Raw genomic sequence first — 25,589 nt, 5'->3', positions numbered from 1 at the left:
TGATGACGAATCGGCACGTCGTCTTGGCCGCCGGGATCGCGCTGGCGGCGGGTCTGTCCGGTTGTTCCGGCAAGGACAGCCATCCGCCGTCGACCCCGAGCTCGACTCCTGTGGCGGTGACCACGACCGTCATGATCGACGGGAACAAGCACACCATGACGGCGCGAGTCGAATGCAGCAGTTCAGCGGCGCAACCGAATGCTTCCCCACCGGAATCGGGAGACCTCACCACCCGGATCGGCGTGCACGACGATACGGCGTCGGTGTCGCTGGCCGTTTCGGACGAGAACCCGCCCATGGTCGACGGATTCGCGCTCTCGCTGACGCTGGCGACCGGCCAGTACCAACTCCCCTATCAGGCCACCAAGTCCGCAAATCAGGTCCAGGCGACCAAGCAGGGCAAGAGTTACACGATCACCGGAACCGGCGAGGCATCGACCCCCGGCCAAAGCGGCACGCGCCCGGTGACCTTCGGAGTGCATGTCACCTGCCCGTGAACCAGCGCGAAACCGTTCCGCCGACGCCGCTGGCAAGGTCGTCGTCACGTTCCGCTAGCGCCGTGGTTGTCTACCGCGACCGCCTCTGCGATGCTGGCAGCTTGGACATCTTCGCGGAGTGGCAAAGCGGCGGTACGGAACTGCGTTGGCGGTCAACGACCGCCGCCAACGACGGGCACGAGGTCGCGGTGTTCAGTCGCCGCTGCGGCACGCCGGGAGCGCCCGCCCTGGTACTCGTGCACGGCTTCCCGACGTCGAGCATCGACTTCTTCGCCCTTGCGAGCGAACTGGGCTCGGAGTTCGACATCTACCTGCTGGACTTCCCGGGATACGGCCTTTCGGACAAACCCACTGAGCCGTACGTCTATTCGCTCTACGACGACGCGCGCCTGCTCGTGTACGCGATCACCCAGGTGTGGAACCTGACCGACTACCGCATGCTGACCCATGACCGCGGCAGCAGCGTCGGCATGATCGCGGTGGAGATGCTGGCGGCCCTCGATCCGCCGGCCGTACCGGTGGACCTGATCGTGACGAACGCCAACATCTACCTGCCGCTGTCGAACCTCACCGTCTTCCAGACCGCGCTGCTCGATCCCGCGACCGGGCGGCCCACCGCGGCGGCGACGACGCCGGAGATGCTGGCCGCCGGCCTGGGCGCCAGCACCTTCATGCCGCGGCGAACACTCGACGACCCCGAGATCGCCGCGTTGGCGAAATGCTTCGCCCACAATGACGGAATCCGCGTGCTGCCCGACACCATTCAATACCTCAACGAGCGCGCCGCGGACGAAACCGGTTGGCTGGAGGCGCTTTCCAAGAGTCCGATCAACACCACCGTGGTGTGGGGGTTGCACGACAACGTCGCCCCGCTCCGCGTCCCCAACCACGTTTGGCAGACCTATCTGAAGACCAAACCCGGCCGCAACCGGTATTGGGTGGTGCCGGGCGCCGATCACTACCTGCAGTGCGACGCCCCCGGGCAGCTGGCCGAGATCGTTCGTCTCACCGCCCAGGGCGGGGATCTCCCGCTGCAGACGCTGGGCAACCAGCCCGACGGCGCGGTATTGGTCGACCAGAGCGCTTGATCTCGCCGAGTGTGCGGCCGGCCGCGCGCTCACCCCGTCGAGTGTGAAGTTAGCTTCACACTCGACGGCCAGCGTGAAGCTAACTTCACACTCGGCACACTGGCCGGGCGTAGGAGGGAACCACCGCCGCGCCCGCCCTAGCCCGTGACGACGGGTAGGCGAGCCCAGCCGCGCACGCTCGCGGTGTGCGCCCGCTGGGCGTTGCCGTAGTCGACCTCCCAGTCCGGCCAACGCTTGAGCACCTCTTCCAGGGCCACCCGGCCCTCCATCCGGGCCAGCGCGGAGCCGAGGCAGAAGTGCAGGCCCTGGCCGAAACTCAGGTGGCCACCCTGGCGGTGGATGTCGTAGCGGTCCGGGTCGTCGAAATGTCTATCGTCGCGATTGGCGGAACCGTTGAGCAGCAACATGTATGAGCCTTCGGGCACGACGGTGCCGTAGAGCTCGGCATCCTGGGCGACATACCGGGCCTGCACCGGGGACGGCGGCTCGTAACGCAGGGTCTCCTCGACGGCGCCGGGGATCAGCGACGCGTTCGCCACGAGTTCGCGGCGCTGATCCGGATGATCCGACAACAGCTGCCCCATGTAACCGATCAGCCGCGCGGTGGTCTCGTTCCCGGCGCCGGCGATCATGGCGGTGTAGGCCAGCACCTCGGTCCGCGACAAGCGCCGTCGCGTGCCATCGGGTTCGTCGATCTCGGCCCGCAGCAGGTCGGTCATCAGGTCATCGGACGGGTGATCGGCCCGCCACTCGATGTACTCGGCGAACACGACGATGCTCTCCTCGAACAGCTTCGCATTCACCGCGGCGGGGTCGCGCTCCTCGGACAACTCGATGTACGCCCCACCGCGATCGCGGATCTTTTCCTGATCCTGTTCGGGAATGCCCAACAGGTACCCGATGGTGCGCATCGGCATCATCGCCCCGAGATCGGCGATGAAATCGAACCCGCCGGCGCCCACCAATGGATCCAGCTCCCGGACGCAGAAGCCGCGCACCAGGTCCTCGACGGCCAGCATGCGGCGCGGCGTGAATACCCGAGACAGCAGGCGGCGGTGCAGGTCGTGCAGCGGAGGATCCTCGAACAGCAGAATCCCCGGTGGCACTTCGATATTGGCGAACAGGATGTCGGCCGTGGTCCCGCGACCGGAGCGGTAGGTCTGCCAGTTCGGCAATTCGCGCGCCACGTCCTCGTAGCGACTGAGCGCGTAGAAGTTGTACTTCTCGTTGTAGTAGAGCGGCGCTTCGTCGCGCATGCGCTTCCACACCGGGTACGGGTTGTCGTCGATGCCGGAGTCGAACGGGTCGTAGTACAAGTCGACCACGCTGGTACCTGACATTTTGGATCCCTTCGCTCAGTCGTTTCGGTGCAGGAAGCCGTGCAGGATTGCCTGGACCAGCTCTTCGACGATGACCTCTCGCGACGGCGGTCTGGTGCCGAAATAGGTGGAGCGCAACGCGGCCATGCCGGCGATCATCGCCACCGTCGAGTGAGCGGGCAGGTCGGGATGGTCCGACCGCAGCCCCCGCAGGTGCATGCCCTCCGCGCTGATCTGACCGAGCGCCCTGATCGCCTCCCTGATCTCCGCGATGCCGGCGTCGGCCTTCTCCTCCTCGCTCAGCGCCTCCGACGCCATCAGCGTCAACAGGAGACCCTGGTGTTCGACGAACACGTCGTAGAGCTGCCCGACGAAGTGTCGCGCCAGCTCCTTCTCGTCGGTCTCCTCCGGGATCACCGACTGCCAGGTCCGGCCGAACTCGTCGACGAAGGTCGTGAAGGGCAGCACCAGGGCCTCGCGGAACAGGGCCGCCTTCGAACCGAAGTGGCGGAACAGCAGGTGCTCGGTAACGCCTGCGGCCTGGGCGATTTCACGTGTCGTCGTGCTGCGGTAGTCCTGGCGGGCGAAACGGGCCCGCGCCGCGTCGAGCAGCAGCCCCCGCGGAGCGCCGCGGGGGCGACGCGACGCCGCCGCCGGCGGACCGCGCTTCGTGGGTGGCCGCTGGGGCACGGTTCGGCTCCTATCCGGATGGTTGACTGACTTTAGGATAGTGTGCACTATCTAAAGAGTCGAGGGGCGAAAGGTGTGCGACCGTGGGCGCTGTCATCATGCTGGGCACCCTGTTCGGGTTGATCGTCCTAATCTTCGGGCTGGTGCTGCGCTTTGACCCGCAGGCGCGCCGGACCCCGGGGAACGGCCGGTGAGCTCCCAGATGACGCCCGTGATGCAGGCGGCCAGCGACTTCGCGCTCGTCGGGGGCATCGGCTTCACCGCCCTGGGCGCGTTCCTGAGCGTTCGTCAGCGCCGTCTGCACCCGCTCCTGCTGCTGTGCATCTCGGCGATATCGTTCTCGTGGATCGAGGCGCCCTACGACTGGGCGATGTACGCACAGTTCCCGCCGGCCATCCCCCGCATGCCATCCTGGTGGCCGCTGAACGTGACGTGGGGTGGGCTGCCGCTGTTCGTTCCCATCGGCTACATCTCCTACTTCGTGCTGCCGGCGGTGACGGGCACCGCGCTCGGGCGATGGTTGAGCGCACGCTTCGGCTGGCGAAGGCCGCCAACGCTTTTGGTGGTCGGCCTCGTCGTCGGCTTCTGCTGGGCGCTCTTCTTCAACGGGTTCCTGGGCGCCAAGCTCGGCGTGTTCTATTACGGGCGGGTGATTCCGGGGCTGGCCATCCGCGAGGGGACGGTGCATCAGTACCCGCTCTATGACTCCCTCGCGATGGCCATCCAGATGATGGTGTTCACTTACCTGCTCGGCCGCACCGACCCGCAAGGACGAAACGTCATCGAAATGTGGGCCGACCATAGGTCGAAGAGCCGCCTCGGCTCGGCGATGCTGTCCGTCGCCGCGGTGGTCGTCGTCGGAAACGTGCTCTATGGCGCGGTTTTCGCGCCGCACCTGGTGACGAAGCTGGGCGGCTGGGTGACCGCGGGCCCGGCGGAGCAGTTGTTTCCGGGCGTGCCGAACCAACCCGAGTAGGGCCGCAACTCGGCGTTCGGATGCGGCTCGGCGAAGTCACCCGAGAGCCTGCGGCAGCACAACCTCGCCCACGCGCTTGAGATACCGCCACGCGATGTCCGGTGGCAGCCCGCCGCATAGCGGCGACAGGTTGAGCACCTGGCCGGCGCGGACCCGCGAGACCGCCTCGGGCACAGAGATAATCACGTGCGACGTCCCGCTCGCACGTAACTCATCCACCGTGTTGACGTGGCTGAAGCCGGCCGTCGTCTCGTCACCGGGATTCCACGCGGCATAGGTGCGCACGTCATGGAGCAGGTGCTCGCCGATCTCCTTCCACGCCTGGTCCACGTCGTCGGCGACGAAGACGACCGAGGGCGTGTTGCGGTCGGGGAAGAAGGTGGGCCCGGGCTGATGGCCGTGCTCGCGGCAGGCTTCCTCGTAGGCCTCCTGCATGCCCGGTGCGTTGGCGTTGCCCAGCATGCCCAGGCCGTACCTGCCGGCCCGGCGCGCCGCCGCCAACGTGCCTCCGCCCCACATCAGTCCCGGCCCGCCGGGCGTCAGCGCGCGCGGTGTGACGGTGATCCGCCGTCCGTTTTCGACGACGGTTTCACCGGCAAGCAGTCGCCGTAACAGCGCGAGTTTCTCGTCGCAGAGGCGGCCGCGCGTCTTCATCGGCACACCGAAGTGCTCGAACTCCTCTGGGCGGTAGCCCAAAGCCAGGATGTAGGACGCCCGCCCGTTGCTGATGATGTCGAGGACCGCCATGTCTTCGGCGAGACGCACGGTTTCGTAGAACGGGAGAATCAGGATCAGGCTCAGGGCCAGGCGCTGCGTTCGAGCGGCCACCGCCGAGGCCAGCAGAAGCGGTGACGGCAGGTAGCCGTCCTCGGACCCGTGGTGCTCACAGAGCACGGCGGCCAGACCGCCGTGTTCCTCGGCCCAGGCGCACATTTCCGGCACCGCGGCGTACAGATCGGTTGGCGGCGCGGCCCATTCGGGATCACGCATGTCGAAGCGCAGTGTGTACACGACAGACTCCTAGGAGGCCTAATCTCTGCGCTGCACGTTACACGTTCAGTCGAAGGCGTAAAGCCGCAGCGTCGTCGGGATGTCCGGCGAGCTCGGCCGGCCCGGGGCGTCGACGACATACGGAATCGCGTGACGACGCACCGAAGGCCGGTCGGTCCTCACATCGTCCAGCGTTACCTAAGATTTGTTCTTTAAGATAGTGCGCGCTCTCTTAAACCCTTGACCGCGCGGCCGCGCGCTGTTAGCTTCCGAATCGGACGTTGGGCATTACCGGGCTACCTGCGGTCGTAAGGGCAACGGCCGCGCCAGCTTTCATCACGCACGCCACCCGAGGAGGACGAGATGACTACTCACCGCGTGGTGGTGTGGGCGACGGGCGGCATCGGCTCGATCGCCATCCGCACCGTCCAGCGTCGCCCGAATCTGGAACTCGTCGGTGTGTGGGTGCATTCGCCGGAGAAGGACGGCAGGGACGCCGGCGAACTCGCCAACGGCGAGCCGATCGGTCTGGCCGCCACCACCGATGCGGACGCACTGATCGCGCTGAAGCCCGACTGCGTCATCTACGCCGCCAGCGGCCCGGAGCGCGACGCGCTGGCCGTCCCCGACTACGTCCGGCTGCTCGAGTCCGGCATCAACGTCGTCACGACCAGCACCACCCGGCTGGTCAACCCGCACGCCTACGAGCCCGCGGAATGGCGCGACCAGCTCGTCGCCGCCGCCAAGCAAGGCCAGGTCTCGCTCTACGCGTCGGGGATCGAGCCCGGCTTCGCCGCCGATTACCTGCCGCTGGTGTTGTCCACCCAGTCGTCGTCCATCGAAAAGATCCACGCGTTCGAGATCGGCCTGTACGACGACTACGGCGTCCCCGACATCATGAGTGACGCATTGGGATTCGGCCGGTCGCTCGACTACCAGCCGTGGATCGGCTTTCCGGGGGCGATCGCCGGCGAATGGCAGGGCCAACTCCGGTTGGTCGCCGACGCACTCGGTGTCGAAATCCAAGAGGTCCGCGAATATTTCGACCGCGCGGTCACAAACCGGACACTGGAGGTCGCCATGGGCACCGTCGAGGCGGGGACGTGCGGTGCGCTGCGCATGCGGGCGATCGGGGTGGTCGACGGCCGCGAAGCCATCGTCATCGAGCACATCACCCGGCTGGCCCATGACGTGGCCCCGGACTGGCCGACCGGGATCGGCGATCTGTCTTACCGGGTGATGATCAGCGGCGACCCCGACATCGACTGCACGATGGCGGCGACGCTCAAGGACCCGCGTAAGGCCGGGGTGGCGGGGATGACTTCCGGCGCCGGTGCGATGGTCGCCACCGCGATGCGCGTGGTCAACGCCGTCCCGTATGTCGTTGCCGCCGAACCCGGGCTGATGAGTTCGATCGACCTGCCCCTGACGATTCCAAAGCACGCGTTCGCCACCTAGTCTGCCCGAGTGACGTTTAACCCACTCGAGGAACTCACGCTGCAACAGCTCCGGTTGCGCACCAGCATGAAGTGGCGCGCACACCCGGACGACGTGCTCCCGCTGTGGGTTGCCGAGATGGACGTCAACCTGGCCCCGACGGTGGCCGACGCCCTTCGGCGGGCCATCGACATCGGTGACACCGGGTACCCGTCCGGCACCGCCTTCGCCGAAGCGGTGAGTGAATTCGCCTCGCGCCGTTGGCAATGGCATGACCTTCAGGTCCCCCGCACGGCGATCGTCCCGGACGTCATGCTCGGCGCCGTTGAGGTGCTGCGCTTGGTCACCGACCGGGGCGATGCCGTGATCGTCAACCCGCCGGTATATGCGCCCTTCTACGCGTTCGTGTCGCACGACGGCCGCCGGATCATCGAGGCGCCGCTGGCCGCGGACGGGCGAATCGATCTGGACGCCTTGGCGGAAGCCTTCACGCGAGCCCGTGCGGAAGGCGGCAAAGCCGCGTACCTGCTGTGCAATCCGCACAACCCCACCGGGACGGTGCACACGGCCGAGGAACTCGGCGCCGTCGCCGAGCTGGCCCGCCGGTTCGATGTCCGGGTGGTGTCGGACGAGATTCACGCGCCCGTTGTCTTGCCCGGCGCACGCTTCACGCCATATCTGACGGTGCCCGGAGCGGAGAACGCCTTCGCCCTGACATCCGCCTCCAAAGCCTGGAACCTGTCCGGCCTCAAGGCGGCGCTCGCCATCGCCGGACCGGAGGCCGTCGCCGACCTGCACCGCATGCCCGAGGAGGTCAGCCACGGACCGAGCCACTTCGGCGTCATCGCCCATGCCGAAGCATTCCGAACCGGCGGCGGTTGGCTCGACGCACTGCTGCGCGGCCTCGACCAAAACCGAACGCTGCTCGGTGATCTGGTCGCCGAGCACCTACCGGGCGTGAAATATCAGTGGCCGCAAGGGACTTACCTCGCCTGGCTGGACTGTCGCGAGCTGGGATTCGCCGAAGAGGCGGCCGTGGGACTGGCGGTGGTCGCCGACCTGTCCGGGCCCGCCCGGTGGTTCCTCGACCACGCTCGGGTAGCGCTCAGTTCCGGCCACGTCTTCGGAACCGGCGGCGCCGGCCATGTCAGATTGAACTTTGCGACCTCGCCGGCAATCCTCACCGAGGCCGTGTCGCGGATGGGCCGGGCCCTCGGCGACGCCCGCTAGGCGGGAATCTCCTCGACGCCGCGGCCCAGGTTGCGGAAGCCGTCGGCGGGCTCCTTGAAGCCGAGCACGAACGGCAGCGAGCTCAACTCCAGCTTCATCGTCGCCCCGAACCGGCGAAAGAAGCTGGACTCGGGTTGCGCGAGGGAAACCTGGGAGACCGCGAGGTCGATGTAGTGCGTCGGGGTTTCCCCGATGTCGTCGAAGACGTGGGTCAGCGGTGTGCACAGCGAGCGGATCGGCTCGTCGAGGCACTCCGCGACTGGATCGGTCATCAGGACGTATTCGACCACGGGGACCATGTTTTTCAGCATTCGATGCACCAGGATGACGTCGAAGCCTGCGAGTTCCACGTGGCGCTTCACCCGCTGTTCGGCCACCTCACCCTGATGGACGACGAATTTGAGCGAGAGATTGTCCAACTGCGCGCAACTCGCACACTCGCAGGCGAGGTCCTTCTTAAAGCGCTCCCGCCGCGCGATGAACGCCTCCCGCATCCGGGAGAGCCGGTCACACACCAGCACTTTGGCGTCACCGTCGGGCGCCCAGAAGAAGGCGGCGTCACCCTCGAGCTTGGCCAGCTTCAGGCCTTTGCCAGCGTCGATCACCGACTCCAGCAGGCCCGCCACCGTCAACTGCGCGTGGGCCAGGTGCATCCGGTTCCACTGCATGTAGTGGGTGTAGCCGCCGATATCCGCGATGAGGAGGACCGCGCGCCGAATCGCCATGAGCAAGCCAGTTTAATGTCCACAAGACGTCCAGCCCAACGAAATCTCCCACTAGACGAACTCGCGTTGTCGCGAGAGGCTAGCAGGGGCGCCCGCCCACCGGAGGAGCTGAATATGCATGTGCTACGAACCCCGGACTCCCGATTCGAAAACCTCGAGGGCTATCCGTTCGTAGCGAACTACGTTGACGTCGCGGCAAGCGACACCCAGCCGCTCCGCATGCACTTTCTGGACGAGGGCCCTGCCGACGGGCCGCCGATCGTGCTGCTGCACGGGGAACCCACCTGGAGCTACCTATATCGGACGATGATCCAGCCGCTGGCCGACGCCGGGAACCGCGTCCTTGCACCCGACCTGATCGGCTTCGGCCGCTCCGACAAGCCGGGCCGGATCGAGGATTACACCTACCAGCGGCACGTCGAATGGGTGACGTCGTGGTTCGAGCGGCTGAACCTCCGGGACGTGACGCTGTTCGTGCAGGACTGGGGATCGTTGATCGGGCTGCGCATCGCCGCCGAACAGGGTGACCGCATCGCGCGGCTCGTGGTGGCCAACGGCTTCCTTCCGACCGCGGAGCGACGTACCCCACCCGCCTTCTACGCCTGGCGCGCGTTCGCGCGCTACTCCCCCGTGCTGCCGGCCGGCCGCATTGTCTCCGTGGGGACCGTGCGTCGCGTTTCCGCCCGGGTGCGGGCCGGGTATGACGCGCCGTTTCCCGACAAGACGTATCAGGCCGGTGCCCGCGCCTTCCCGCTGTTGGTGCCGACCTCACCCGACGATCCGGCGGTCCCGGCCAACAGAGCCGCATGGAAGGCCCTGGGCCAATGGGAGAAACCCTGCCTCGCCATTTTCGGGGCCCGCGATCCGATCCTCGGCCAGGCCGACCGTCCCCTGATCAAGCACATCCCCGGCGCCGCGGGTCAGCCGCACGCCCGCATCAATGCCAGTCACTTCATCCAGGAAGACTCCGGACCCGAACTGGCCGAACGCATTCTGTCCTGGCAGCAGGCGCTGCGCTGACCGCCGCTGGACGTCGCGGTCGACGCCACCGTGCGATCACTCGTATTTCCTGCGCTGGCATCAATCTCGCCACATTTGCACGCGAAATGCATTGCGCTTCAACGTCGTCGCGATGAAACCGCGGCGGCCACACGGTCAGCGGGTGACGGCCAGTACGGCTTCCGCCAACTCGGGCCGGCAGACCACCAGATCCGGCAGCTTGGGATCCGACCGGTTGTAGGCGAGGTCGGAGCCGTCGATGCGGGAGGTATGCAGGCCGGCCGCTCGGGCCACGGCCACCGGCGCCGCTGAGTCCCATTCGAATTGGCCGCCGGCGTGCACGTACACGTCGGACAACCCCTGGACGAGCGAAGCCACCTTGGCGCCGGCCGACCCCATTTCCACCAGCACCCCGTCCAGCGCGTCGCGGACGGTTAGGGCGATGGCGGGCGGCCGGGTGCGCGACACCACGATGCGGGGCTTACCGGGCGCGGCGGGAGGCGAGTCGACCTCGGGGGTGGCCAGGGTGACCCCTTGCGCCGGCAGCGCCACCGCCCCGGCGACGAGCTCACCGGCCTCCCACAGCGCCACGTGCACGGCCCAGTCGTCGCGCCCGAGCTCGGAGAATTCCCGCGTCCCGTCCAGCGGATCGACGATCCACACCCGCTCCGAGCGCAGCCGGACCGGATTGTCGACGCCCTCCTCGGACAGCACCGCGTCGTCGGGCCGCTCGTCCGCGAGCGCCGCCATCAGGAAATCGTGGGATCGCTTGTCGCCGGCGGCTTTCCGCTCGCTGGGTTCCGCGTCTGCGAACTCGTCCCGAACCGTGAGCAACAGCCGCCCGGCCTCGGTGGCCAACCGCGCGGCCAGTTCGTGGTCATCCGTCAGCTGCAAGGCCATCACAATCCTTAAGTTGGCAGTGTTGACCAACTTTACCCTGCCATCTCGGTCCTGACGGTCACCACCCCTCGAGAATGTTCCGGCCGTAATCTGTTGATCGTGAGCGGGGGCAACGTTCCTTTTTTGAGTCGGGTGGGGCGCATCCCACGCGGGCGTCTGATCGTGATCGGCATCGTCTCGGCGGTCGCGCTGGGCGGCATCCTCACCTTCGTGGTGCTGAAGCTGAATCAGGGCGACCAGGGCGCCAAGGCACCCACCGCCCAGCCGGCACCGCCGCAGAGCTTCGCGATCCCGGGCTGCTACAACCTTTCGGTCCCGCCCGTCGAGCGGCCGAAGCGGCTGAATGTGTTGGGCTGCGCGAGCGTTGCCGTTGCGCTGCAAGACATGTCGTGGAGCGCCTGGGGTCCGCAGGGGGCCGACGGCACCGGCACGGCCGTCTTCAAGGTCTGCGACCCCAATTGCGCGGCCGGGTATCAGCTGACCGAGCCGGTGATCGTCCACGCATGGAATCCGCAGCCGCCGCGGCGCGAGGCCATCTGTCAGGTCGGCCTGAACATTTTCGCCGACATGATCCTGGCCTTCCCCAAAGGTGTTCCGCCGCCGACCGTGCAGAAAATGAACACCCAGTACAACGGGCAGCCGGCGGTGCACTTCGCCAACTACTCGAGCGGCGACACGCGCGGCACACAATTCATCGGCTACACGTACTGCAACTAGCGGGTTCGATGGCGGCGACCCGCCTCGCCCGGCTTCGCCGCGCTCGCGATCGCCGCTAGGCCTGATGGCGGCGACCCGCCTCGCCCGGCTTCGCCGCGCTCGCGATCGCCGCTAGACCTCGATCACCACGGCGCCGCCCTGGCCACCGCCCGCGCACATGGCCGCGAGGCCGATGCCGCCACCGCGGCGGGCCAGCTCGTAGACCAGCGTGGTCACCATGCGGGCACCGGAGGCCGCGATGGGATGACCGAGGCTGCAGCCGCTCCCGGAGAAGTTCACCTTCTCCTCGTCGATGCCGTATTCCCGGCACGCCGCGATCGGCACGGACGCGAACGCCTCGTTGATCTCCCACAACGCGACGTCGTCGACCGACAGACCGGCCCGCTGCAGCACTTTGCCGATGACCTTGACGGCACCCAGCCCGGTGTCCCTGGGCGCCACGCCCGCGGCGGCCCATGCCCGCACCGCGCCCATCACGTGGAGGTTCTCGGCGGCGGCGTAGTCGCGGTCGACGAGGGCCACGGCCGCGGCCGCGTCGTTGGTTCCGCTGCTGTTGCCCGCCGTGATCGAGAATCCCTCGATCTCAGGGTGCAACACTTTCAGCCCGGCGAGCTTCTCCACGGTGGTGTCCCGGCGAGGGTGTTCGTCGACCGAGAACTCGGTGACCGAGCCGTCGAACTGGGTGACCTTCAGCGGGATGATCTCGTCGACGAATTTGCCCGCGTCCATCGCCGCGATGGCGCGCTGATGCGACCGGGCCGCCCAGGCGTCCATCTCCTCGCGCGTGATCCCGACCGCCTGAGCGGTGTTCCAGCCCACGGTGATCGACATGTCCTTGGCGGGCGCGTCCGGTGTCTCGACGTGGGTGGGCGGCATCCAGCGCTCCTCGAACTTCAGCTCGGGGCCGGGGATCCGCCAGTTGGTCAGCGGCGTCATGGACAGCGACTGCACGCCGCCGGCGATCAGCACGCGTTCCATCCCGGAGCCGATCTGGGCGGCGGCATTGCCGATGGCGGTCAGGCTGCCCGCACAGTGCCGGTTCACCGACTGGCCCGGAATGTCCTCCATCCCGGTGGCGGTGGCCGCATACCTCGCCAAATCCCCTCCGCCGTAATGCGATTCGGCGAAGATGATGTCGTCGATGGCGGACGGGTCGATGCCGGACCGGCGCACCACCTCGGGAAGCACCGTGGTGATCAGCGTCTCGGGCGGCGTGTTGACGAGCGTGCCCTTGAAGGAACGGCCGATCGCCGTCCGCACCGCTCCGACAATGACGGGTGTAGCCATGTTTTCAACCTCGAACGGTCTGGCTGCGGTCGGCAGCGCGGATGTCAGCAGATGACGCGAATCGTAACAAATACCGTATGGGCAATAGTAAATGGCCTAAGTTCACCTGGAGCAGGTGGGCGACGAACAGGAGACCGGCCGTGAAAACCAAAGGCGCTCTGGTCTGGGAGTTGAACCAACCATGGTCGGTGGAGGAGATCGAGATCGGTGCACCCCGCCGCGGCGAGGTCACGGTGCAGCTCGAGACCGCCGGCTTGTGCCACTCCGACCATCACCTGATGACCGGCGACTTTCCGATTCCGAGTTATCCCGTGCTGGGCGGCCACGAGGGCGCCGGGATCATCACCGAGGTCGGCGAGGGCGTCGACAACCTCGCCGTGGGCGATCACGTGATCATGTCGTTCATCCCCTCGTGCGGTAAATGCACGCCGTGCCAGGTCGGGCTGCGCAACCTGTGTGACCTGGGCATGGGACTGCTGTCGGGCGCATCGGTCAGCGACGGTTCGTTCCGGGTGACGGCAGGCGGACGCGATGTCATTCCGATGTCGCTGCTGGGAACGTTCGCGCCCTATGTGGTGGTCCACCAGACGTCGGTGGTCAAGGTGGATCCGGGCATCCCGTTCGACGTGGCCTGTCTGGTGGGTTGCGGTGTGACGAGCGGGTACGGGTCGGCGGTACACAGCGCGGCCGTGGGGCCCGGCGACGACGTCGCGGTCGTCGGCGTCGGCGGGGTGGGTGTCGCCGCGATTCAGGGCGCCCGGCTGGCCGGCGCCCGCCGCATCTTCGCGGTCGATCCGTTCGAATCGGAACGCGAGCGAGCGCTGAAATTCGGCGCGACCGAGGCTTTCGCGGACGTGGCCAGCGCCGCCGGCGCCATCGCCGAAGCCACGTGGGGAGCGATGTGCCGCAAGGTGATCGTCACCGTCGGCCACTGTGACGGCGCCGAGGTCGAGGCATGGCTGGGATTGACGGCCAAAGGCGGGACCTGTGTGTTGACGGCGATGGGCAACGTGATGGCCACCGACGTCATCCTCAACCTGGCGGGCCTAACCCTGCTGCAGAAAAGCTTGCGCGGCAGCCTGTTCGGTGGCGGGAACCCGCAACACGACCTTCCCGCCATCCTCGAGCTGTACAAGCTGGGGCAGATCAACCTCGACGACATGGTCACCCGCGAGTACACACTCGAGCAGATCAACGACGGCTACCGCGACATGCTGGAGGGCCGCAACGTCCGCGGCATCATCCGCTACACCGACGCCGACCGCGCGTGACAGGACACAATGGGCCGATGACAACCAGATCAGTCGCCGTGCGTGACACCACCGAGCTGACCGCGTATCGAGTCGCGGCGATGCTCCTGGGCGTGGGGACGTTGCACTTCCTGGCCCCGAAGCCGTTCGACACGATCGTCCCCGCCGAGCTGCCGGGAAGCGCCCGGTTCTACACCTACGCGTCTGGCGTGGCCGAGGTGGGCGTCGGGGCGGCGCTGCTGCCACGACGCACCCGGCGACTGGCCGCGCTCGCCGCGGCGGTGTTGTTCGTCGGGGTGTTCCCGGCCAACATCAACATGTGCCGGTTGTGGTGGAACAAGCCCTGGCCGATGCGGATCGCCGCCCTCGCCCGGCTGCCGCTGCAGATCCCCATGATCGCCGCCGCGCTCAAGATCAGCCGCAATAGCTGAGGCCCGGCGCGGTCGTCACATGCGCCACAGCCCGCCGGGGATGCTCGGAGTGCCCGCCTCTCAGCGACAATCCGCTCGTCGGGCTAGGTGGCCGCTTCGCCACCGACGTTTGTCGCTGAGAGGCGGGCAACCCGAGTGCCTTCCGGCGCGGGTGCTGGTGTTCCCCCTGTGAAATGCCTGTGCCGCAAGCGAACTCAGGGGCTGACGTCGACCGAGCGGCCCAGGTAAGCCATGAGCCGCGCGGTCGGCGTCGAATCATCCGGGGCGGGTTGGGCCGGCCCGAAGCCGCCCGGGCGCCGCAACAGGTGCTCCGGCAGCGACTCCACCAGCCCACGGCACAGGTCCAGCAGGTTCGCGGGCAACTCGATCAGCCGCCCTTGCGAGCGATGGATGTCCCAGGCGTGCATGGCCAGGTCGGAAACCGGATACGTCAGCGCGCGCCGCAACGGGACCTCACCTTCGGGCGACATCCGCGGCCCGTCGAGGTCGGCGCCGGGCAGGGCGGCCTTCAGCCGCGTTGCGAACTCACGAAGCCGCGCCGCCGGGTCGTCGCATACCCAGTCGGAAGGCTGCGACGGACGGTCCCACAGCTCGCCGTCTTCGACGAGGGTCACCACCTTCGCGGCGCTGCCCGTGACGTGGCCGACCAGCTCGCGCAAACTCCAGCCCTCCAGGTTGGACGGCTGGTCCCAGCGCTCGGAGGCAATCTGGTCGACGGCGTCGACGAGCAGATCGATCGCCTCGGTGGCCAGCACGCCGATCCGGGAGTTCGTGTCGTCCATGGCGTGGATCCCCTCGAAGCACCGTGTCGCGTACCGTCCAGAAGTCTAGGGTCGCAACGCCGGTTACACAGGAGGTCCGCTTGGGCAAGACGGATATCGCGGCGATCCTCGCGATCGCGGCCGCCCTGATGGTCGGTATCGGAGACGTCATCCAGCAGCGATCCGCCCAACAGGTCACCGACCAGCCTGTTGGCACCGCGGCCCTGTTCCGCCAGCTGCTGCGCGACCGCCAATGGTGGACGGGCAGCTTGGTGGCCGCCGCCGGTTTCGGGTTGCAGGCCGCGGCGCTGGCCCTGGGTTCGGTGGTGCTGGTGCAGGCGTTGTTGGTGACATCCCTGCTGTTCGCGTTGCTGATCAGTGCCCGGGTGAACCATCGGAGAATCACGCCGTGGCAAGGCATTTGGGCCGTGTTGCTGGCGGCGGCGGTCGCGGTGGTGGTGACGGTCGGCGATCCTCAGGAGGGCACGCCGCGAGGGTCTGTGCATACCTGGACCATTGTGGCGTTGGTCATGGGTCCGGCGCTGATCTTGTGCGTGATCGGTGCGCGCCTGTTTCCCGGCGCGGTCGGCGCGATGCTGCTGGGTCTGATGTCGGGCTCGCTGTGGGGATTGTTTTCGGTGCTGACGAAGGGAGTGGTCGACCAGCTCGACCGTGGCATTCCCGCCCTGCTGCGCCTGCCCGAGTTGTACGTGTGGGTGGTGGTGGCCATCGCGGCGACGGCCTGGGAGCAGTCCGCGTTTCGGGCCGGGGCGCTCACCGCGTCGCTTCCGGCCGTGACCGTCGCCGAGCCCGTCGTCGGATCGGTGCTCGGCATCACCGTGCTCGGGGAGACGCTGCGCACCAACGACATCGGCCTGGTGACACTCGCCCTGTCGGTGGCGGCGATGGCGGCGGCGACGGTGGCGCTGGCCCACAGCCAGGCCGCCGGCGCCCCGCCGGGCGACGAAAAGCCGGCGGTGTCAGGCGGATCGGGTGGGTGAACCGACCCGGTGCGCCGTGCCGTCGGGATCGACATAGGCGAATTCGCGCAGACCGTATGCAGTGTCCTGCGGTGGGACCAGGCGACCCTCGAGGTCGTCCAGTGCCGCCCACTCCGCATAGAGGGCATCGGCGTCGCTGACGTAGAGATACACGCTTGCGGCGGTTCGCAACGGGTCGTGCTCGTCCCATTCGGTGAGATGCATGGATACGGATCCGCGGTCGACGAACCCGTAGCGATCCGGCCCGTCGTAGGCGCGTGCAGCAAAGCCGAGTCGTCGATAGCGATCCAGGGCGACATCGAGATTTCGTACCGGGACGATCGGCGCTACCGAGGTGAAGTCGACTGCGGTCACGCCGCGAACATATCGCGTAACCCGAACCGGCTCGCGACGCCCGGCCGCTGACGTACGCTGCATCGGAGCAACATCTGAATAGGGGACGCGCTGGGGGTGCGCGAAAACGCTTGCCCAGGCAGGAAAGGCACTCGACATGCGCCAGCTGACAGCTTCAGTCGTCATCGCCGCCGCCGGGATACTGCTCGCGGGCTGCAGCCACGATGACGGGGGTGCCGCCTCGTCGTCGAGCACGAGCAGCACCACGGCTGCGTCGAAGACTCCGCTGGAAAAGGCCCAGCTGCCCGACCTCATGCTCAGCCCCAGCGATATCGACTCGGTGCTCGGGGTCACGGGCACAACCAGCGACCCACCCAAGACCGCGCTGGAAGAAGACACAGCCAGGCGCACCGACTACACGCTTCCCCCCGAATGCAAGTACGCCCTCCACGCGGCCCTGACACCCGTTTATGCGGACAGCGGGTACACGGCGGTTTACGGCTATCACGACCTTGCGCCCACTCCCCCGGGAGCGGACGACCTGGAAAGCCCTGACGTGTATCAGTTTGTGGTGTTGTTCCCCGCGCCCGACCAAGCGAACGCGTTTTTCACCACCTCGTCCCAGCAATGGCCCGCCTGCGCCAACCGTTTGGACACCGTGCCCGCCGACGGGACCCATCCCGAACTTCAGTGGAAGGTCGGACCGGTCACGAACACCAACGGGATGCTGAGCACAACCGTAACCCTGACCTTGAGCCGAAACGGCGTGAACGTGAGCATCCCCTGTCAGCGGGCGTTGACCGTGCGCAGCAACGTCGTCGTCGACGTCGACGCGTGCCGCAAGGACGCGGGCGACCTCGGCGTGCGCATCGCCAATCAAATCGCCGGGAAGATCGGCAAGCAATAAGACCTCACTGGCCGCCCGCCGTTCACCTGTCGGCGGTAGCTGCTCGCCGCGCCCCCGGCGTACGATCTTGCGGCCGACCCCGGTCAAGCGACGACACTTGCGCCACCACCGATCCGGGCGGTAAGCCGTAGCTGCACGCGACGTCGCGACACGGTTCGTGCAGTCTGCTCGAAGGGTCGGTGGCGGGGTGTCGAGGAGGAACGAATGAGCGCATCGCAGAAGGCGGCGGAACGCGGCGGAGAGCGGCCGGTGATTCACCTCTCGCAGCTGCTGCGTGCGCCGGTGCTGGCCCGCGCCGGGGAAACGGTGGGCCGTGTCGAGGACGTGATCGTGCGGCTTCAGGGCGCCGACGAATATCCCCTCGTCACCGGGATCGTGGCCGGGGTCGGCGGGCGGCGGGTGTTCATCGGCGACAAATCGATCGACGAGTACGCCGCGGACCGAGTCCTGTTGACCAAGAACAAGGTTGACCTTCGCGGCTTCGAACGCCGCGAAGGTGAGGTGCTGTTGCGCGCCGACGTGTTGGGCCACCGGCTGATCGACGTGGCCAACGTCGAGCTGATCCGGGCCTACGACGTGGAGCTGGAATACACCGGCGCCGGATGGATGCTCACGCGCGTGGACACCCGACGGCCACCGCGGCTGTTCGGGCTGATCAAGCAGTCGGGCGGACACGCGGCCCGCGATTGGAAGGCGTTCGAGCCGCTGATCGGCGACGCTCGCTCGGATGCCGTGCGGCGCCTGTCGGATCGTTTCGGCGAATTCAAAGCCGCCGAGATCGCCGACCTTCTCGAGGAGGCGGACAAGGCCGAGGGCGGCGAGATCCTCGACCGGGTGCGCAGCGACCCTGAACTGGAAGCCGACGTGTTCGAAGAGCTGGAGCCCGAAAAAGCCAGCCGACTCCTCGACGGCATGCCCGACAACGAGGTCGCTGCGCTGCTGGGCCGGATGCGTGCCGACGACGCCGCCGACGCGATCGCGGACCTGCGCCAGTCGCGGCGCCGGCGCGTGCTGGAGCTGATGCCGGCCCCGCAGCGCACCAAGGTCATCACGCTGATGGGCTTCAATCCCGAGAGCGCGGGCGGGCTGATGAACGTCGACTTCGTCTCATGCGCGGCAACCACGACGGCGGCCGAAGCCCTGGCCCTGATCGCCTCCGCCAGCACCATCCAACCCGAGGCGCTGATCAAAGTGCATGTGGTCGACGAGGAGAAACGGCTCGACGGCGTCGTCTCCGTGATCACGCTGTTGCAGGCCCCGGCCGCCGAAACCCTTGCGCGACTGATGGATTCCGACCCGGTGCGGGTTACGGCCGATGCCGACCTGACCGATGTGGCGCTGTTGATGGCCGACTTCAACCTCTACTCCATCCCGGTGGTGGACGATCAGGACCGCGTGCTCGGGGTGGTCACCGTCGACGACGTGCTCGAGGCAACCATCCCCGAGGATTGGCGTCGGCGAGAGCCCGCGCCCCGTCCCGTCCGCGAGATCCCCGACCAGAGCTCCCGCGTGCCCGGAGGTAACGCGCTGTGACCACGGGTCGCGAAGAGATTCACCGGCCCAGCGCGGTGCTCGACGCCGCGCACCTGGGCGACATCGAGGGCGCGTTCGGCCGCATCAGCGTCGGCGAGACCGAGCATGCCCGCACCTGGAAAACCCGGCTGCTCACCCTGCTCGCGATCGTCGGTCCCGGGATCATCGTGATGGTCGGCGACAACGACGCCGGCGGCGTCGCCACCTACGCGCAAGCCGGACAGAACTACGGCTACTCCCTGCTGTGGGTGTTGCTGCTGTTGATACCGGTCCTGATCGTCAACCAGGAGATGGTGGTCCGGCTCGGTGCGGTCACCGGCGTCGGGCACGCGCGACTGATCAACGAACGCTTCGGCCGCGGCTGGGGCTGGTTCTCGGTCGGAGACCTGTTCCTGCTCAACTTCCTGACCATCGTCACCGAATTCATCGGGATCAGCCTCGCCGCCGAATTCATCGGCGTCTCCAAATACGTTGTGGTGCCGGTCTCGGCGGTGGCGCTGGTCGCGATCATGGCCAGCGGAAGCTTCCGCCGCTGGGAGCGCGCCATGTTCATTTTCATCGCCGTGACACTGCTGCAGATCCCGATGCTGCTGATGTCGCATCCCCAGTGGCGTCAAGCCGCGAAATCCTTCGTGATACCGAGCATTTCGGGCGGCGTCAGCTCGGACGCGGTGCTGCTCATCATCGCCATCGTCGGCACCACCGTGGCGCCCTGGCAGTTGTTCTTCCAGCAGTCCAACGTCGTCGACAAGCGCATTACCCCGCGCTTCATCGGATACGAACGAGCCGACACCGTGCTCGGCGCCTTCGTCGTCGTCATCGGTGCCGCGGCGTTGGTGATGACCGGTGAATGGGCGGCACGCTCCACCAACACCGTCGGCGGCTTCACCGACGCCGGCGCCACCGCGCACCTGCTCGGCGAACACCGGGGGACGCTGGGCTGGATCTTCGCGATCGTGCTGATGGACGCCTCGATCATCGGCGCCGCCGCGGTCACCCTGGCCACCAGTTACGCCTTCGGTGACGTGTTCGGCCTGAAGCACTCGCTGCACCGCGGATTCGCCGACGCCAAACAGTTCTACCTGTCCTACACCGCAATGGTCTTTGTGGCCGCGGCCATCGTCTTGATTCCCGGCGCCCCGCTCGGGCTGATCACCACCGCCGTGCAGGCCCTCGCCGGCCTACTGCTGCCCAGCGCCAGCGTCTTTCTGCTGTTGCTGTGCAATGACCGGGAGGTGTTGGGCCCGTGGGTCAATCGGCCCTGGCTCAACTGGGTCGCCGGGCTGATCGTCGGCACGCTGCTGCTGTTGTCGGGAATCCTGATGGCCACCACACTGTTCCGCGACCTCAACGTCGTGGCGGTGGCGGGCTACCTGGCCCTGGCCCTCGTGGTACTCGCCGCCGCGGCGGTGCCGGTGCTGCGCTGGATGGGCCGCCGGCAACCCGCGGCGCCCGCTGCACGACTGCCGGCGCGCGGCGTCGACCGCAACACCTGGCGGATGCCGCCCCTGACGCTGCTCGAGCCGGTCACCTGGTCACCGGGTACCCGACTCGGCATGATCGCGCTGCGCGCCTACTTGATCGTCGGAGCACTGCTGTTGGTGGTCAAGGCAATACAGCTCAGTCACTGACGGGCTTGTTGGATGCGGCGGGCCACCTCGCCGTACCGCTCGAACCGCTCCGGATCGCCCACGGCGTTGTAAAGCACCAGGCGCGTGGCCTTTCCGGCGTATTTGTCGATCAGCGCGTCGGCAAGTCCGTCCCACGTCGACTCGGTGGCGAAGGCGGCCACGTGGTCGTCGCTGACCTGGGCCGCCATGCCGGCCATGTCACCGGCCTTCTGCTTCTCGCGGATCCGCGCGGTCGTGCCCTCGAAGCCGGCCTGGTCCCAGATGAACGCGTAGTTGGGGGTGCTGCCGTAGAAAGCCATGCTGGCGCGCACGCCTTCTCGCTGCTTGGCACGCTCCTCGTCGGAGTCACCGACGATGGTCATCACCGGCACGATCACCGCGATGTCCGCCGGCGAACGTCCCGCCTTCGCCGCCCCGTCGGCGACATTCGGCAACACGTGGCGGGCGATGTAACCGGGCTCGCCGATCGGATGCACGTGCACGCCGTCGGCCACCTCGCCCGCCATCCGCAGCATCCACGGATTGACCGCTGCGATATCGACTTTCGGGTCGGGTGCGTCGATCGGACCCGGGCTCCACTGCGGGGTGATGAAGTCGAGGTCGTAGAAGTCGCCGTGATGATCGAGCGTCCCGGAGCGGAACGCCGCGAAGCACGCCTTGACCGCGAACAGGTAGTCGCGCAGGCGCGGTCCGGGCCGCTCGAACGCCACGCCGTAGCGCCGGACGACGTGGGTGCGCACCTGGGTGCCCAGACCCAGCCGGAAATTCCCGCCGGTCGCTTCCTGAAGCTCCCAGGCCGTGGCCGCCGTCACGAACGGGCTGCGCGGGAAGGCCACCGCGACGCCGGTGGACAACTCGAGGCCGGGCGCGGCCTGCGACGCCACGGCAGCGTTGAGATAAGCCGTGCGGCCCGTCTCGGTGAACAACAACCCGGAGAAACCGGCGGCTTGCGTTCGCCGGGCCAGGTCGCCGATCTGGTGTAGCGGCTGCGGGACCGTCATCGCGTCGACGTGCATGAGCGGAGCCTACGTGTGCTCGCCTCTTGCTCGGTGACCGCGTCGCGGTGTTAGCTCATTAGTCGTCAGCAACTAACACCGCTTCGCTAACAGGAGGCTCGCCAACATGCTTCGTAGATTGCTCATCGCCGGAGCAATCGTCGTCGGGGTTGCGGGGGCACCTGCGACCCAGGCCGCGCCCGCGACGACGACCTCGCCCGGACCCGCGCCGACGACGGGCGCCAGCGTCTACTACCCGAACTGCAAGGCGGCGTGCGCCGACGGCGTGGCTCCGATCTACCGCGGACAGCCGGGTTACCGGTCGGGCCTGGACCGCGACGGCGACGGCATCGCGTGCGAAGTATGCCACTGACATCCGCGTGGTCGATGCCCGCGCCGACCCGCTTGGTCGCCGTCGTCTCGATGGCCTGCGCCAGTCTCCTGGCCTGCGGGTCGCAGCACGCCGCACCGCCGAATGCCTCCGGTTCGAGCACGACGAAACCGTCTACGCCGCCCAGCTCAACCGCCCCGTCCAGCACGCCCACGCCCGACACGAGCGCGCCGGACTGCGTCGGGCTGTCGATATGCCGGCCACCGCCGCCGGACGCCGAGGGAAATCCGGCGTGCTACTACGCGGACGGGTGGCGCGGCGACTCCTCGGGCGCCGGGATCGAGGTGTGGTACTTCCGCGACCCGCAGAACCCGCCCAAGCCGGACAAGGTCACCGCGTTGGTGCGCAAAAAGGACGGCACCAGTGAGTCGCAGGACGCCGACATCACCGCCGACCAACAAGTGCATCGATTCGGCTTCCCCACCGTCGCGCCGTCGACGGTTCAAGAGGTGCTGTTCACCAGCGGCGCCGGCCGCTGCTTCGTCGTCGGACCCTGACCGGATCAGCGCTTCCCGGGGCGGTGGCTCACCGGAGCGGTGAACCCCTGCGTGTCGTCGAAGTTGGCCCACTGGCCGTCGTCGTTGACCTCCATGCGCCAACCGAGCTCGGTGTTCCCGCCCACCGAATGGATGAACCACGCGTGTGCGGACTCCGCGCTGGCAAAAACCTTCGTCGCGACGACCCGCCCACGCGGGTCGATGACGCGAAACTCAGCCATGGGATGTGATTATCCCTGCCAGCGGCTTTTCAATCCGGCTAATCCCCCCTTTTGGGGGTATGGCCCGCAGCGAACGCCCCCAGCTCGGCCCTGGCAAATCCCGGGTTACACCGTGCGGGTCAACCGGTCGGCGAGGAGCTCGGCGAACCGCGCCGGATCGTCCAGCGCGCCCCCTTCGGCGAGAAGGGCTGTGCCGTAGAGCAATTCGGCGGTTTCGGCGACCTCCGCGAGCGCCGCGTCGTCCTCCGCCTTCTTTTGCGCCTCACGCAACCCGGTGACCAGCGGGTGGTTCGGATTGAGCTCGAGAATCCGCTTGCCCACCGGGATGTCCTGGCCGGACGCACGGTACAGCCGCGCGAGCGCCGGCGTGATGCCGAAGGCGTCGGTGATCAGGCAAGCGGGCGACTCCGTCAGGCGGCTGGAGAGCCGCACCTCCTTGACGTGCTCGCTCAACGTCTCCTTCATCCAGGTCAGCAGGTGGGCGAAGTCCTTCTGTTGCTCCTCGCGCTCGGCTTCGCTCTCGTCGCCTTCGGAGCTCAGGTCCACCTCGCCCTTGGCCACCGACTGCAGCGGCTTGCCGTCGAACTCCGTCACCGTCCCCACCCAGACCTCGTCGACCGGGTCGGTGAGCAGCAAGACCTCGTAACCCTTGGCTTTGAAGGCCTCCAGGTGCGGGGACTTCAAGATTTGTTGCCGCGTCTCCCCCGTGGCGAAGAAGATCTGCTCCTGGCCCTCCTTCATGCGCTCCACGTACTCGGCGAGGGTGGTGGCCTCCTCCTCGCTGTGCGTCGAGGCGAATGAGCAAATTTGCAACAGGGTCTCGCGGTTGTCGAAGTCCGACAGCAGCCCCTCTTTGACCACTCGGCCGAATTGGGTCCAGAAGCTGCGGTAGTCATCGGGCCGCTCGGACTGCAGTTCCTTGATGGTGGACAGGACCTTCTTGGTGAGCCGCCGGCGGATGGCTTTGATCTGCCGATCCTGTTGCAAGATCTCGCGGGAGACGTTGAGCGACATGTCCTGCGCGTCCACGACTCCCTTGACGAAGCGCAGGTATTCGGGCATCAGCTGGTCGCAATCGCCCATGATGAACACCCGCTTGACGTACAGCTGGATCCCGATCTGGGCGTCGCGGTTGAACAGGTCGAACGGTGCGTGGGACGGGATGAACAGCAGGGCCTGGTATTCGAAGGTGCCCTCCGCCTTCATCGCGATGACTTCCAGCGGGTCGTCCCAGGCGTGCGCGATGTGCTTGTAGAACTCCTTGTACTCCTCCTCGGAGACCTCTTCCTTGGGGCGGGCCCACAGCGCCTTCATCGAGTTGAGGGTCTCGACTTCCGTGGTGACGGTCTCCTCGCCGCCCTCCTCGGCCGGCGGCGTCCGGTGTTCGACCTCCATCCGGATCGGCCAGGCGATGAAGTCGGAGTACTTCTTGACCAGGCTCCGGATCTTCCATTCCGAGGTGTAGTCGTGCAGCTCGTCTTCGGCGTCTTCGGGCTTGAGGTGCAGGATGACCGACGTCCCCTGCGGGGCACTGTCGACGGCCTCGATCGTGTAGGTACCCTCGCCGCTGGATTCCCACCTGGTGGCCTCGCTCTCGCCGGCCTTGCGGGTGAGCAGCTCGACCTTGTCGGCGACCATGAAGCTCGAGTAGAACCCGATGCCGAACTGACCGATCAGTTCCTCGGAGGCGGCCTCGTTCTGGGCCTCCTTCAATTGCTGACGCAGCTCGGCGGTGCCGGACTTGGCCAGGGTGCCGATCAGCCCCACCACCTCGTCGCGGCTCATGCCGATGCCGTTGTCACGGATGGTCAGGGTGCGTGCGTCCTTATCCACCTCGATCTCGATGTGCAAGTCGGAGGTGTCGACGTCGAGGTCCTTGTTCCGGAAGGCTTCCAGCCGCAGCTTGTCCAGTGCGTCGGAAGCGTTCGAGATCAGCTCCCGCAGAAACGAATCCTTGTTGGAGTAGACGGAGTGGACCATCAGGTCCAGCAGTTGCCGTGCTTCCGCCTGAAACTCCAGCTGCTCGACACGCGCGTTCATGACATTCCCTACGTCTCTTCCCGGGTCCTTTCGGACATTTGACGTTCCAAATTTACCGAGATGCGAGCAGCGCGTCGCTTGGGCCCGTCACCTCGGGCCTAGTCTGAACAGATGTCTGTTGCTCAACGCGAACGAGCCGCCCTCGTGGAGACCATGCGCGCCACCGGGCCCGAGGCGCCCACCTTGTGTGAAGGGTGGAAGACGCGGGACCTCGCCGCCCACCTCGTCATCCGGGAGTACCGGCCCGACGCGGCTCCCGGCATCATGATCCCGTTCTTCGCCGCTCATACCGAGAAGGTGCAGAACCAGGTCGCCGAGGGGGCCGATTGGGACGAGCTGATCGACAAGGTTGCGTCCGGCCCGCCGCTCTACTCCCCGTTCAAGCTGCTGGACCCGGTGGCCAACGTCGCCGAGATGTTCATCCACCATGAGGATGTGCGGCGCGCGCAGCCGGGCTGGCAACCGCGCGAGCTCGAACCCGAATTGAGCGCCCGCTTGCGCCGCACCCTGCCCCTGATGGCCCGGCTCACTCTGGCCAAGGTGCCGGGCCGGGTGGCGCTGCGCACCCCGGAGGGCAAGACGCTGCTGACGGCGGGACAGGGCCCGGCCGTGACGGTCACCGGTCCGCCCGAGGAGCTGCTGCTGTTCTCGGTCGGGAGGGCGGCGCGCGTCGAGTTCGACGGCGACGCGTCGGCGGTGCAGGCCGTCCGCGAGGCACCCAAGGGGCTGTAGGCCGGCCTCAC

General features: G+C 67.3%; 27 protein-coding genes. 16 read left to right on the top strand and 11 right to left on the bottom strand.

The annotated features are described in order from the left end of the window. Positions 1 to 2: 2 nt before the first annotated feature. Both A5681_RS08605 and A5681_RS08600 read left to right on the top strand, forming a co-directional pair. Positions 3 to 497 carry a lipoprotein LpqH gene (locus tag A5681_RS08605; protein ID WP_067272437.1) on the top strand — a complete coding sequence of 165 codons (495 nt, stop codon included), beginning with the start codon at positions 3 to 5 and terminating at the stop codon, positions 495 to 497. Between the two features lie 101 nt (positions 498 to 598). Then, positions 599 to 1,585 (top strand): alpha/beta fold hydrolase, encoded by a 987-nt coding sequence (locus tag A5681_RS08600; RefSeq protein WP_067272435.1) that lies wholly within the window; start codon positions 599 to 601, stop codon positions 1,583 to 1,585. 137 nt (positions 1,586 to 1,722) lie between these two features. On the opposite strand, the gene A5681_RS08595 is transcribed toward A5681_RS08600, so the two are convergent. Next, the gene (locus tag A5681_RS08595) at positions 1,723 to 2,925 is read right to left on the bottom strand and encodes a cytochrome P450 (protein ID WP_067272189.1); all 1,203 of its coding nucleotides are present in this window, start codon (positions 2,923 to 2,925) and stop codon (positions 1,723 to 1,725) included. A 15-nt stretch (positions 2,926 to 2,940) separates the two neighbouring features. Continuing rightward, complete coding sequence (locus A5681_RS08590) at positions 2,941 to 3,594, bottom strand: TetR/AcrR family transcriptional regulator (protein WP_067272172.1); 654 nt, start codon at positions 3,592 to 3,594, stop codon at positions 2,941 to 2,943. 190 nt (positions 3,595 to 3,784) lie between these two features. Between A5681_RS08590 and A5681_RS08585 the strand changes: the two genes are divergently transcribed. Next, positions 3,785 to 4,570 (top strand): spirocyclase AveC family protein, encoded by a 786-nt coding sequence (locus tag A5681_RS08585; RefSeq protein WP_067272169.1) that lies wholly within the window; start codon positions 3,785 to 3,787, stop codon positions 4,568 to 4,570. A gap of 36 nt (positions 4,571 to 4,606) precedes the next feature. On the opposite strand, the gene A5681_RS08580 is transcribed toward A5681_RS08585, so the two are convergent. Continuing rightward, positions 4,607 to 5,581 (bottom strand): LLM class flavin-dependent oxidoreductase, encoded by a 975-nt coding sequence (locus A5681_RS08580; protein ID WP_067272167.1) that lies wholly within the window; start codon positions 5,579 to 5,581, stop codon positions 4,607 to 4,609. A gap of 342 nt (positions 5,582 to 5,923) precedes the next feature. On the opposite strand from A5681_RS08580, the gene A5681_RS08575 reads away from it, so the two are divergent. Together A5681_RS08575 and A5681_RS08570 are read left to right on the top strand one after the other, a co-directional pair. Beyond that, a complete protein-coding gene (locus tag A5681_RS08575; protein ID WP_067272164.1) occupies positions 5,924 to 7,018 on the top strand; it encodes a dihydrodipicolinate reductase in 1,095 nt (364 codons plus the stop codon). A gap of 66 nt (positions 7,019 to 7,084) precedes the next feature. Continuing rightward, complete coding sequence (locus A5681_RS08570; RefSeq protein ID WP_419866301.1) at positions 7,085 to 8,227, top strand: MalY/PatB family protein; 1,143 nt, start codon at positions 7,085 to 7,087, stop codon at positions 8,225 to 8,227. On the opposite strand, the gene A5681_RS08565 is transcribed toward A5681_RS08570, so the two are convergent. Continuing rightward, a complete protein-coding gene (locus A5681_RS08565; RefSeq protein ID WP_067272432.1) occupies positions 8,224 to 8,952 on the bottom strand; it encodes a DUF2652 domain-containing protein in 729 nt (242 codons plus the stop codon). The genes A5681_RS08570 and A5681_RS08565 overlap by 4 nt on opposite strands. Positions 8,953 to 9,066: 114 nt before the next feature. Here A5681_RS08565 and A5681_RS08560 point away from each other — a divergent pair, with 114 nt between their 5' ends. Then, the gene (locus A5681_RS08560) at positions 9,067 to 9,972 is read left to right on the top strand and encodes a haloalkane dehalogenase (RefSeq protein ID WP_067272158.1); all 906 of its coding nucleotides are present in this window, start codon (positions 9,067 to 9,069) and stop codon (positions 9,970 to 9,972) included. 135 nt (positions 9,973 to 10,107) lie between these two features. Here the strand turns inward: A5681_RS08560 and A5681_RS08555 are convergent, their stop codons facing one another. Beyond that, positions 10,108 to 10,851, bottom strand: coding sequence for a 3'(2'),5'-bisphosphate nucleotidase CysQ (locus A5681_RS08555; protein ID WP_067272156.1), 744 nt, complete (start codon positions 10,849 to 10,851; stop codon positions 10,108 to 10,110). A gap of 123 nt (positions 10,852 to 10,974) precedes the next feature. On the opposite strand from A5681_RS08555, the gene A5681_RS08550 reads away from it, so the two are divergent. Then, a complete protein-coding gene (locus A5681_RS08550) occupies positions 10,975 to 11,568 on the top strand; it encodes a hypothetical protein (protein ID WP_197498554.1) in 594 nt (197 codons plus the stop codon). 111 nt (positions 11,569 to 11,679) lie between these two features. Here the strand turns inward: A5681_RS08550 and A5681_RS08545 are convergent, their stop codons facing one another. Further along, the gene (locus tag A5681_RS08545) at positions 11,680 to 12,855 is read right to left on the bottom strand and encodes a thiolase family protein (RefSeq protein ID WP_067272153.1); all 1,176 of its coding nucleotides are present in this window, start codon (positions 12,853 to 12,855) and stop codon (positions 11,680 to 11,682) included. Between the two features lie 140 nt (positions 12,856 to 12,995). On the opposite strand from A5681_RS08545, the gene A5681_RS08540 reads away from it, so the two are divergent. Together A5681_RS08540 and A5681_RS08535 are read left to right on the top strand one after the other, a co-directional pair. Then, complete coding sequence (locus A5681_RS08540; RefSeq protein WP_067272150.1) at positions 12,996 to 14,126, top strand: NDMA-dependent alcohol dehydrogenase; 1,131 nt, start codon at positions 12,996 to 12,998, stop codon at positions 14,124 to 14,126. 17 nt (positions 14,127 to 14,143) lie between these two features. Continuing rightward, a complete protein-coding gene (locus A5681_RS08535) occupies positions 14,144 to 14,536 on the top strand; it encodes a hypothetical protein (RefSeq protein ID WP_067272147.1) in 393 nt (130 codons plus the stop codon). Positions 14,537 to 14,730: 194 nt separating this feature from the next. Here A5681_RS08535 and A5681_RS08530 read toward each other — a convergent pair whose 3' ends face one another. Then, complete coding sequence (locus A5681_RS08530; protein WP_067272144.1) at positions 14,731 to 15,318, bottom strand: TIGR03086 family metal-binding protein; 588 nt, start codon at positions 15,316 to 15,318, stop codon at positions 14,731 to 14,733. Between the two features lie 80 nt (positions 15,319 to 15,398). Here A5681_RS08530 and A5681_RS08525 point away from each other — a divergent pair, with 80 nt between their 5' ends. Further along, positions 15,399 to 16,298 carry a DMT family transporter gene (locus tag A5681_RS08525; RefSeq protein WP_067272141.1) on the top strand — a complete coding sequence of 300 codons (900 nt, stop codon included), beginning with the start codon at positions 15,399 to 15,401 and terminating at the stop codon, positions 16,296 to 16,298. Here the strand turns inward: A5681_RS08525 and A5681_RS08520 are convergent. After that, positions 16,278 to 16,652: a bleomycin resistance protein gene (locus A5681_RS08520; protein WP_067272138.1), complete on the bottom strand. Its 375-nt coding sequence runs from the start codon at positions 16,650 to 16,652 to the stop codon at positions 16,278 to 16,280. The two genes, A5681_RS08525 and A5681_RS08520, sit on opposite strands and share 21 nt — an antisense overlap. Positions 16,653 to 16,788: 136 nt before the next feature. Between A5681_RS08520 and A5681_RS08515 the strand changes: the two genes are divergently transcribed. The 3 genes from A5681_RS08515 to A5681_RS08505 all read left to right on the top strand — a co-directional run bounded on the left by A5681_RS08515 (position 16,789) and on the right by A5681_RS08505 (position 20,702). After that, positions 16,789 to 17,538, top strand: coding sequence for a sensor domain-containing protein (locus A5681_RS08515; protein WP_067272135.1), 750 nt, complete (start codon positions 16,789 to 16,791; stop codon positions 17,536 to 17,538). Positions 17,539 to 17,742: 204 nt separating this feature from the next. Continuing rightward, positions 17,743 to 19,071 carry a magnesium transporter MgtE N-terminal domain-containing protein gene (locus A5681_RS08510; protein ID WP_067272130.1) on the top strand — a complete coding sequence of 443 codons (1,329 nt, stop codon included), beginning with the start codon at positions 17,743 to 17,745 and terminating at the stop codon, positions 19,069 to 19,071. After that, positions 19,068 to 20,702 carry an Nramp family divalent metal transporter gene (locus A5681_RS08505; RefSeq protein ID WP_067272127.1) on the top strand — a complete coding sequence of 545 codons (1,635 nt, stop codon included), beginning with the start codon at positions 19,068 to 19,070 and terminating at the stop codon, positions 20,700 to 20,702. Before A5681_RS08510 ends, A5681_RS08505 begins: the two co-directional genes overlap by 4 nt. On the opposite strand, the gene A5681_RS08500 is transcribed toward A5681_RS08505, so the two are convergent. After that, entirely contained in the window at positions 20,696 to 21,718 is a 1,023-nt protein-coding gene (locus tag A5681_RS08500; protein ID WP_067272123.1) for a TIGR03617 family F420-dependent LLM class oxidoreductase, read from the bottom strand. The genes A5681_RS08505 and A5681_RS08500 overlap by 7 nt on opposite strands. Positions 21,719 to 21,824: 106 nt before the next feature. Between A5681_RS08500 and A5681_RS08495 the strand changes: the two genes are divergently transcribed. Beyond that, positions 21,825 to 22,070: an excalibur calcium-binding domain-containing protein gene (locus tag A5681_RS08495; RefSeq protein WP_082968267.1), complete on the top strand. Its 246-nt coding sequence runs from the start codon at positions 21,825 to 21,827 to the stop codon at positions 22,068 to 22,070. Further along, positions 22,061 to 22,585, top strand: coding sequence for a hypothetical protein (locus A5681_RS08490; RefSeq protein WP_197498549.1), 525 nt, complete (start codon positions 22,061 to 22,063; stop codon positions 22,583 to 22,585). The genes A5681_RS08495 and A5681_RS08490 overlap by 10 nt, the downstream gene beginning before the upstream one ends. Before the next feature lie 5 nt (positions 22,586 to 22,590). Here A5681_RS08490 and A5681_RS08485 read toward each other — a convergent pair whose 3' ends face one another. Both A5681_RS08485 and htpG read right to left on the bottom strand, forming a co-directional pair. After that, positions 22,591 to 22,806, bottom strand: a complete 216-nt coding sequence (locus tag A5681_RS08485) for a hypothetical protein (RefSeq protein WP_067272112.1) — start codon at positions 22,804 to 22,806, stop codon at positions 22,591 to 22,593. A gap of 105 nt (positions 22,807 to 22,911) precedes the next feature. Continuing rightward, on the bottom strand, positions 22,912 to 24,846 hold the full coding sequence (gene htpG, locus A5681_RS08480) for a molecular chaperone HtpG (protein ID WP_067272107.1): 1,935 nt from the start codon (positions 24,844 to 24,846) through the stop codon (positions 22,912 to 22,914). A gap of 111 nt (positions 24,847 to 24,957) precedes the next feature. Here htpG and A5681_RS08475 point away from each other — a divergent pair, with 111 nt between their 5' ends. Then, complete coding sequence (locus tag A5681_RS08475) at positions 24,958 to 25,578, top strand: TIGR03085 family metal-binding protein (protein ID WP_067272105.1); 621 nt, start codon at positions 24,958 to 24,960, stop codon at positions 25,576 to 25,578. Positions 25,579 to 25,589 lie beyond the last annotated feature (11 nt).

The organism is Mycobacterium scrofulaceum, assembly GCF_001667885.1.
Classification (GTDB): Bacteria; Actinomycetota; Actinomycetes; order Mycobacteriales; family Mycobacteriaceae; genus Mycobacterium; species Mycobacterium scrofulaceum_C.
Note: the sequence above shows the minus strand (reverse complement) of the source record. Positions and strands in the feature narration are given on the sequence as shown.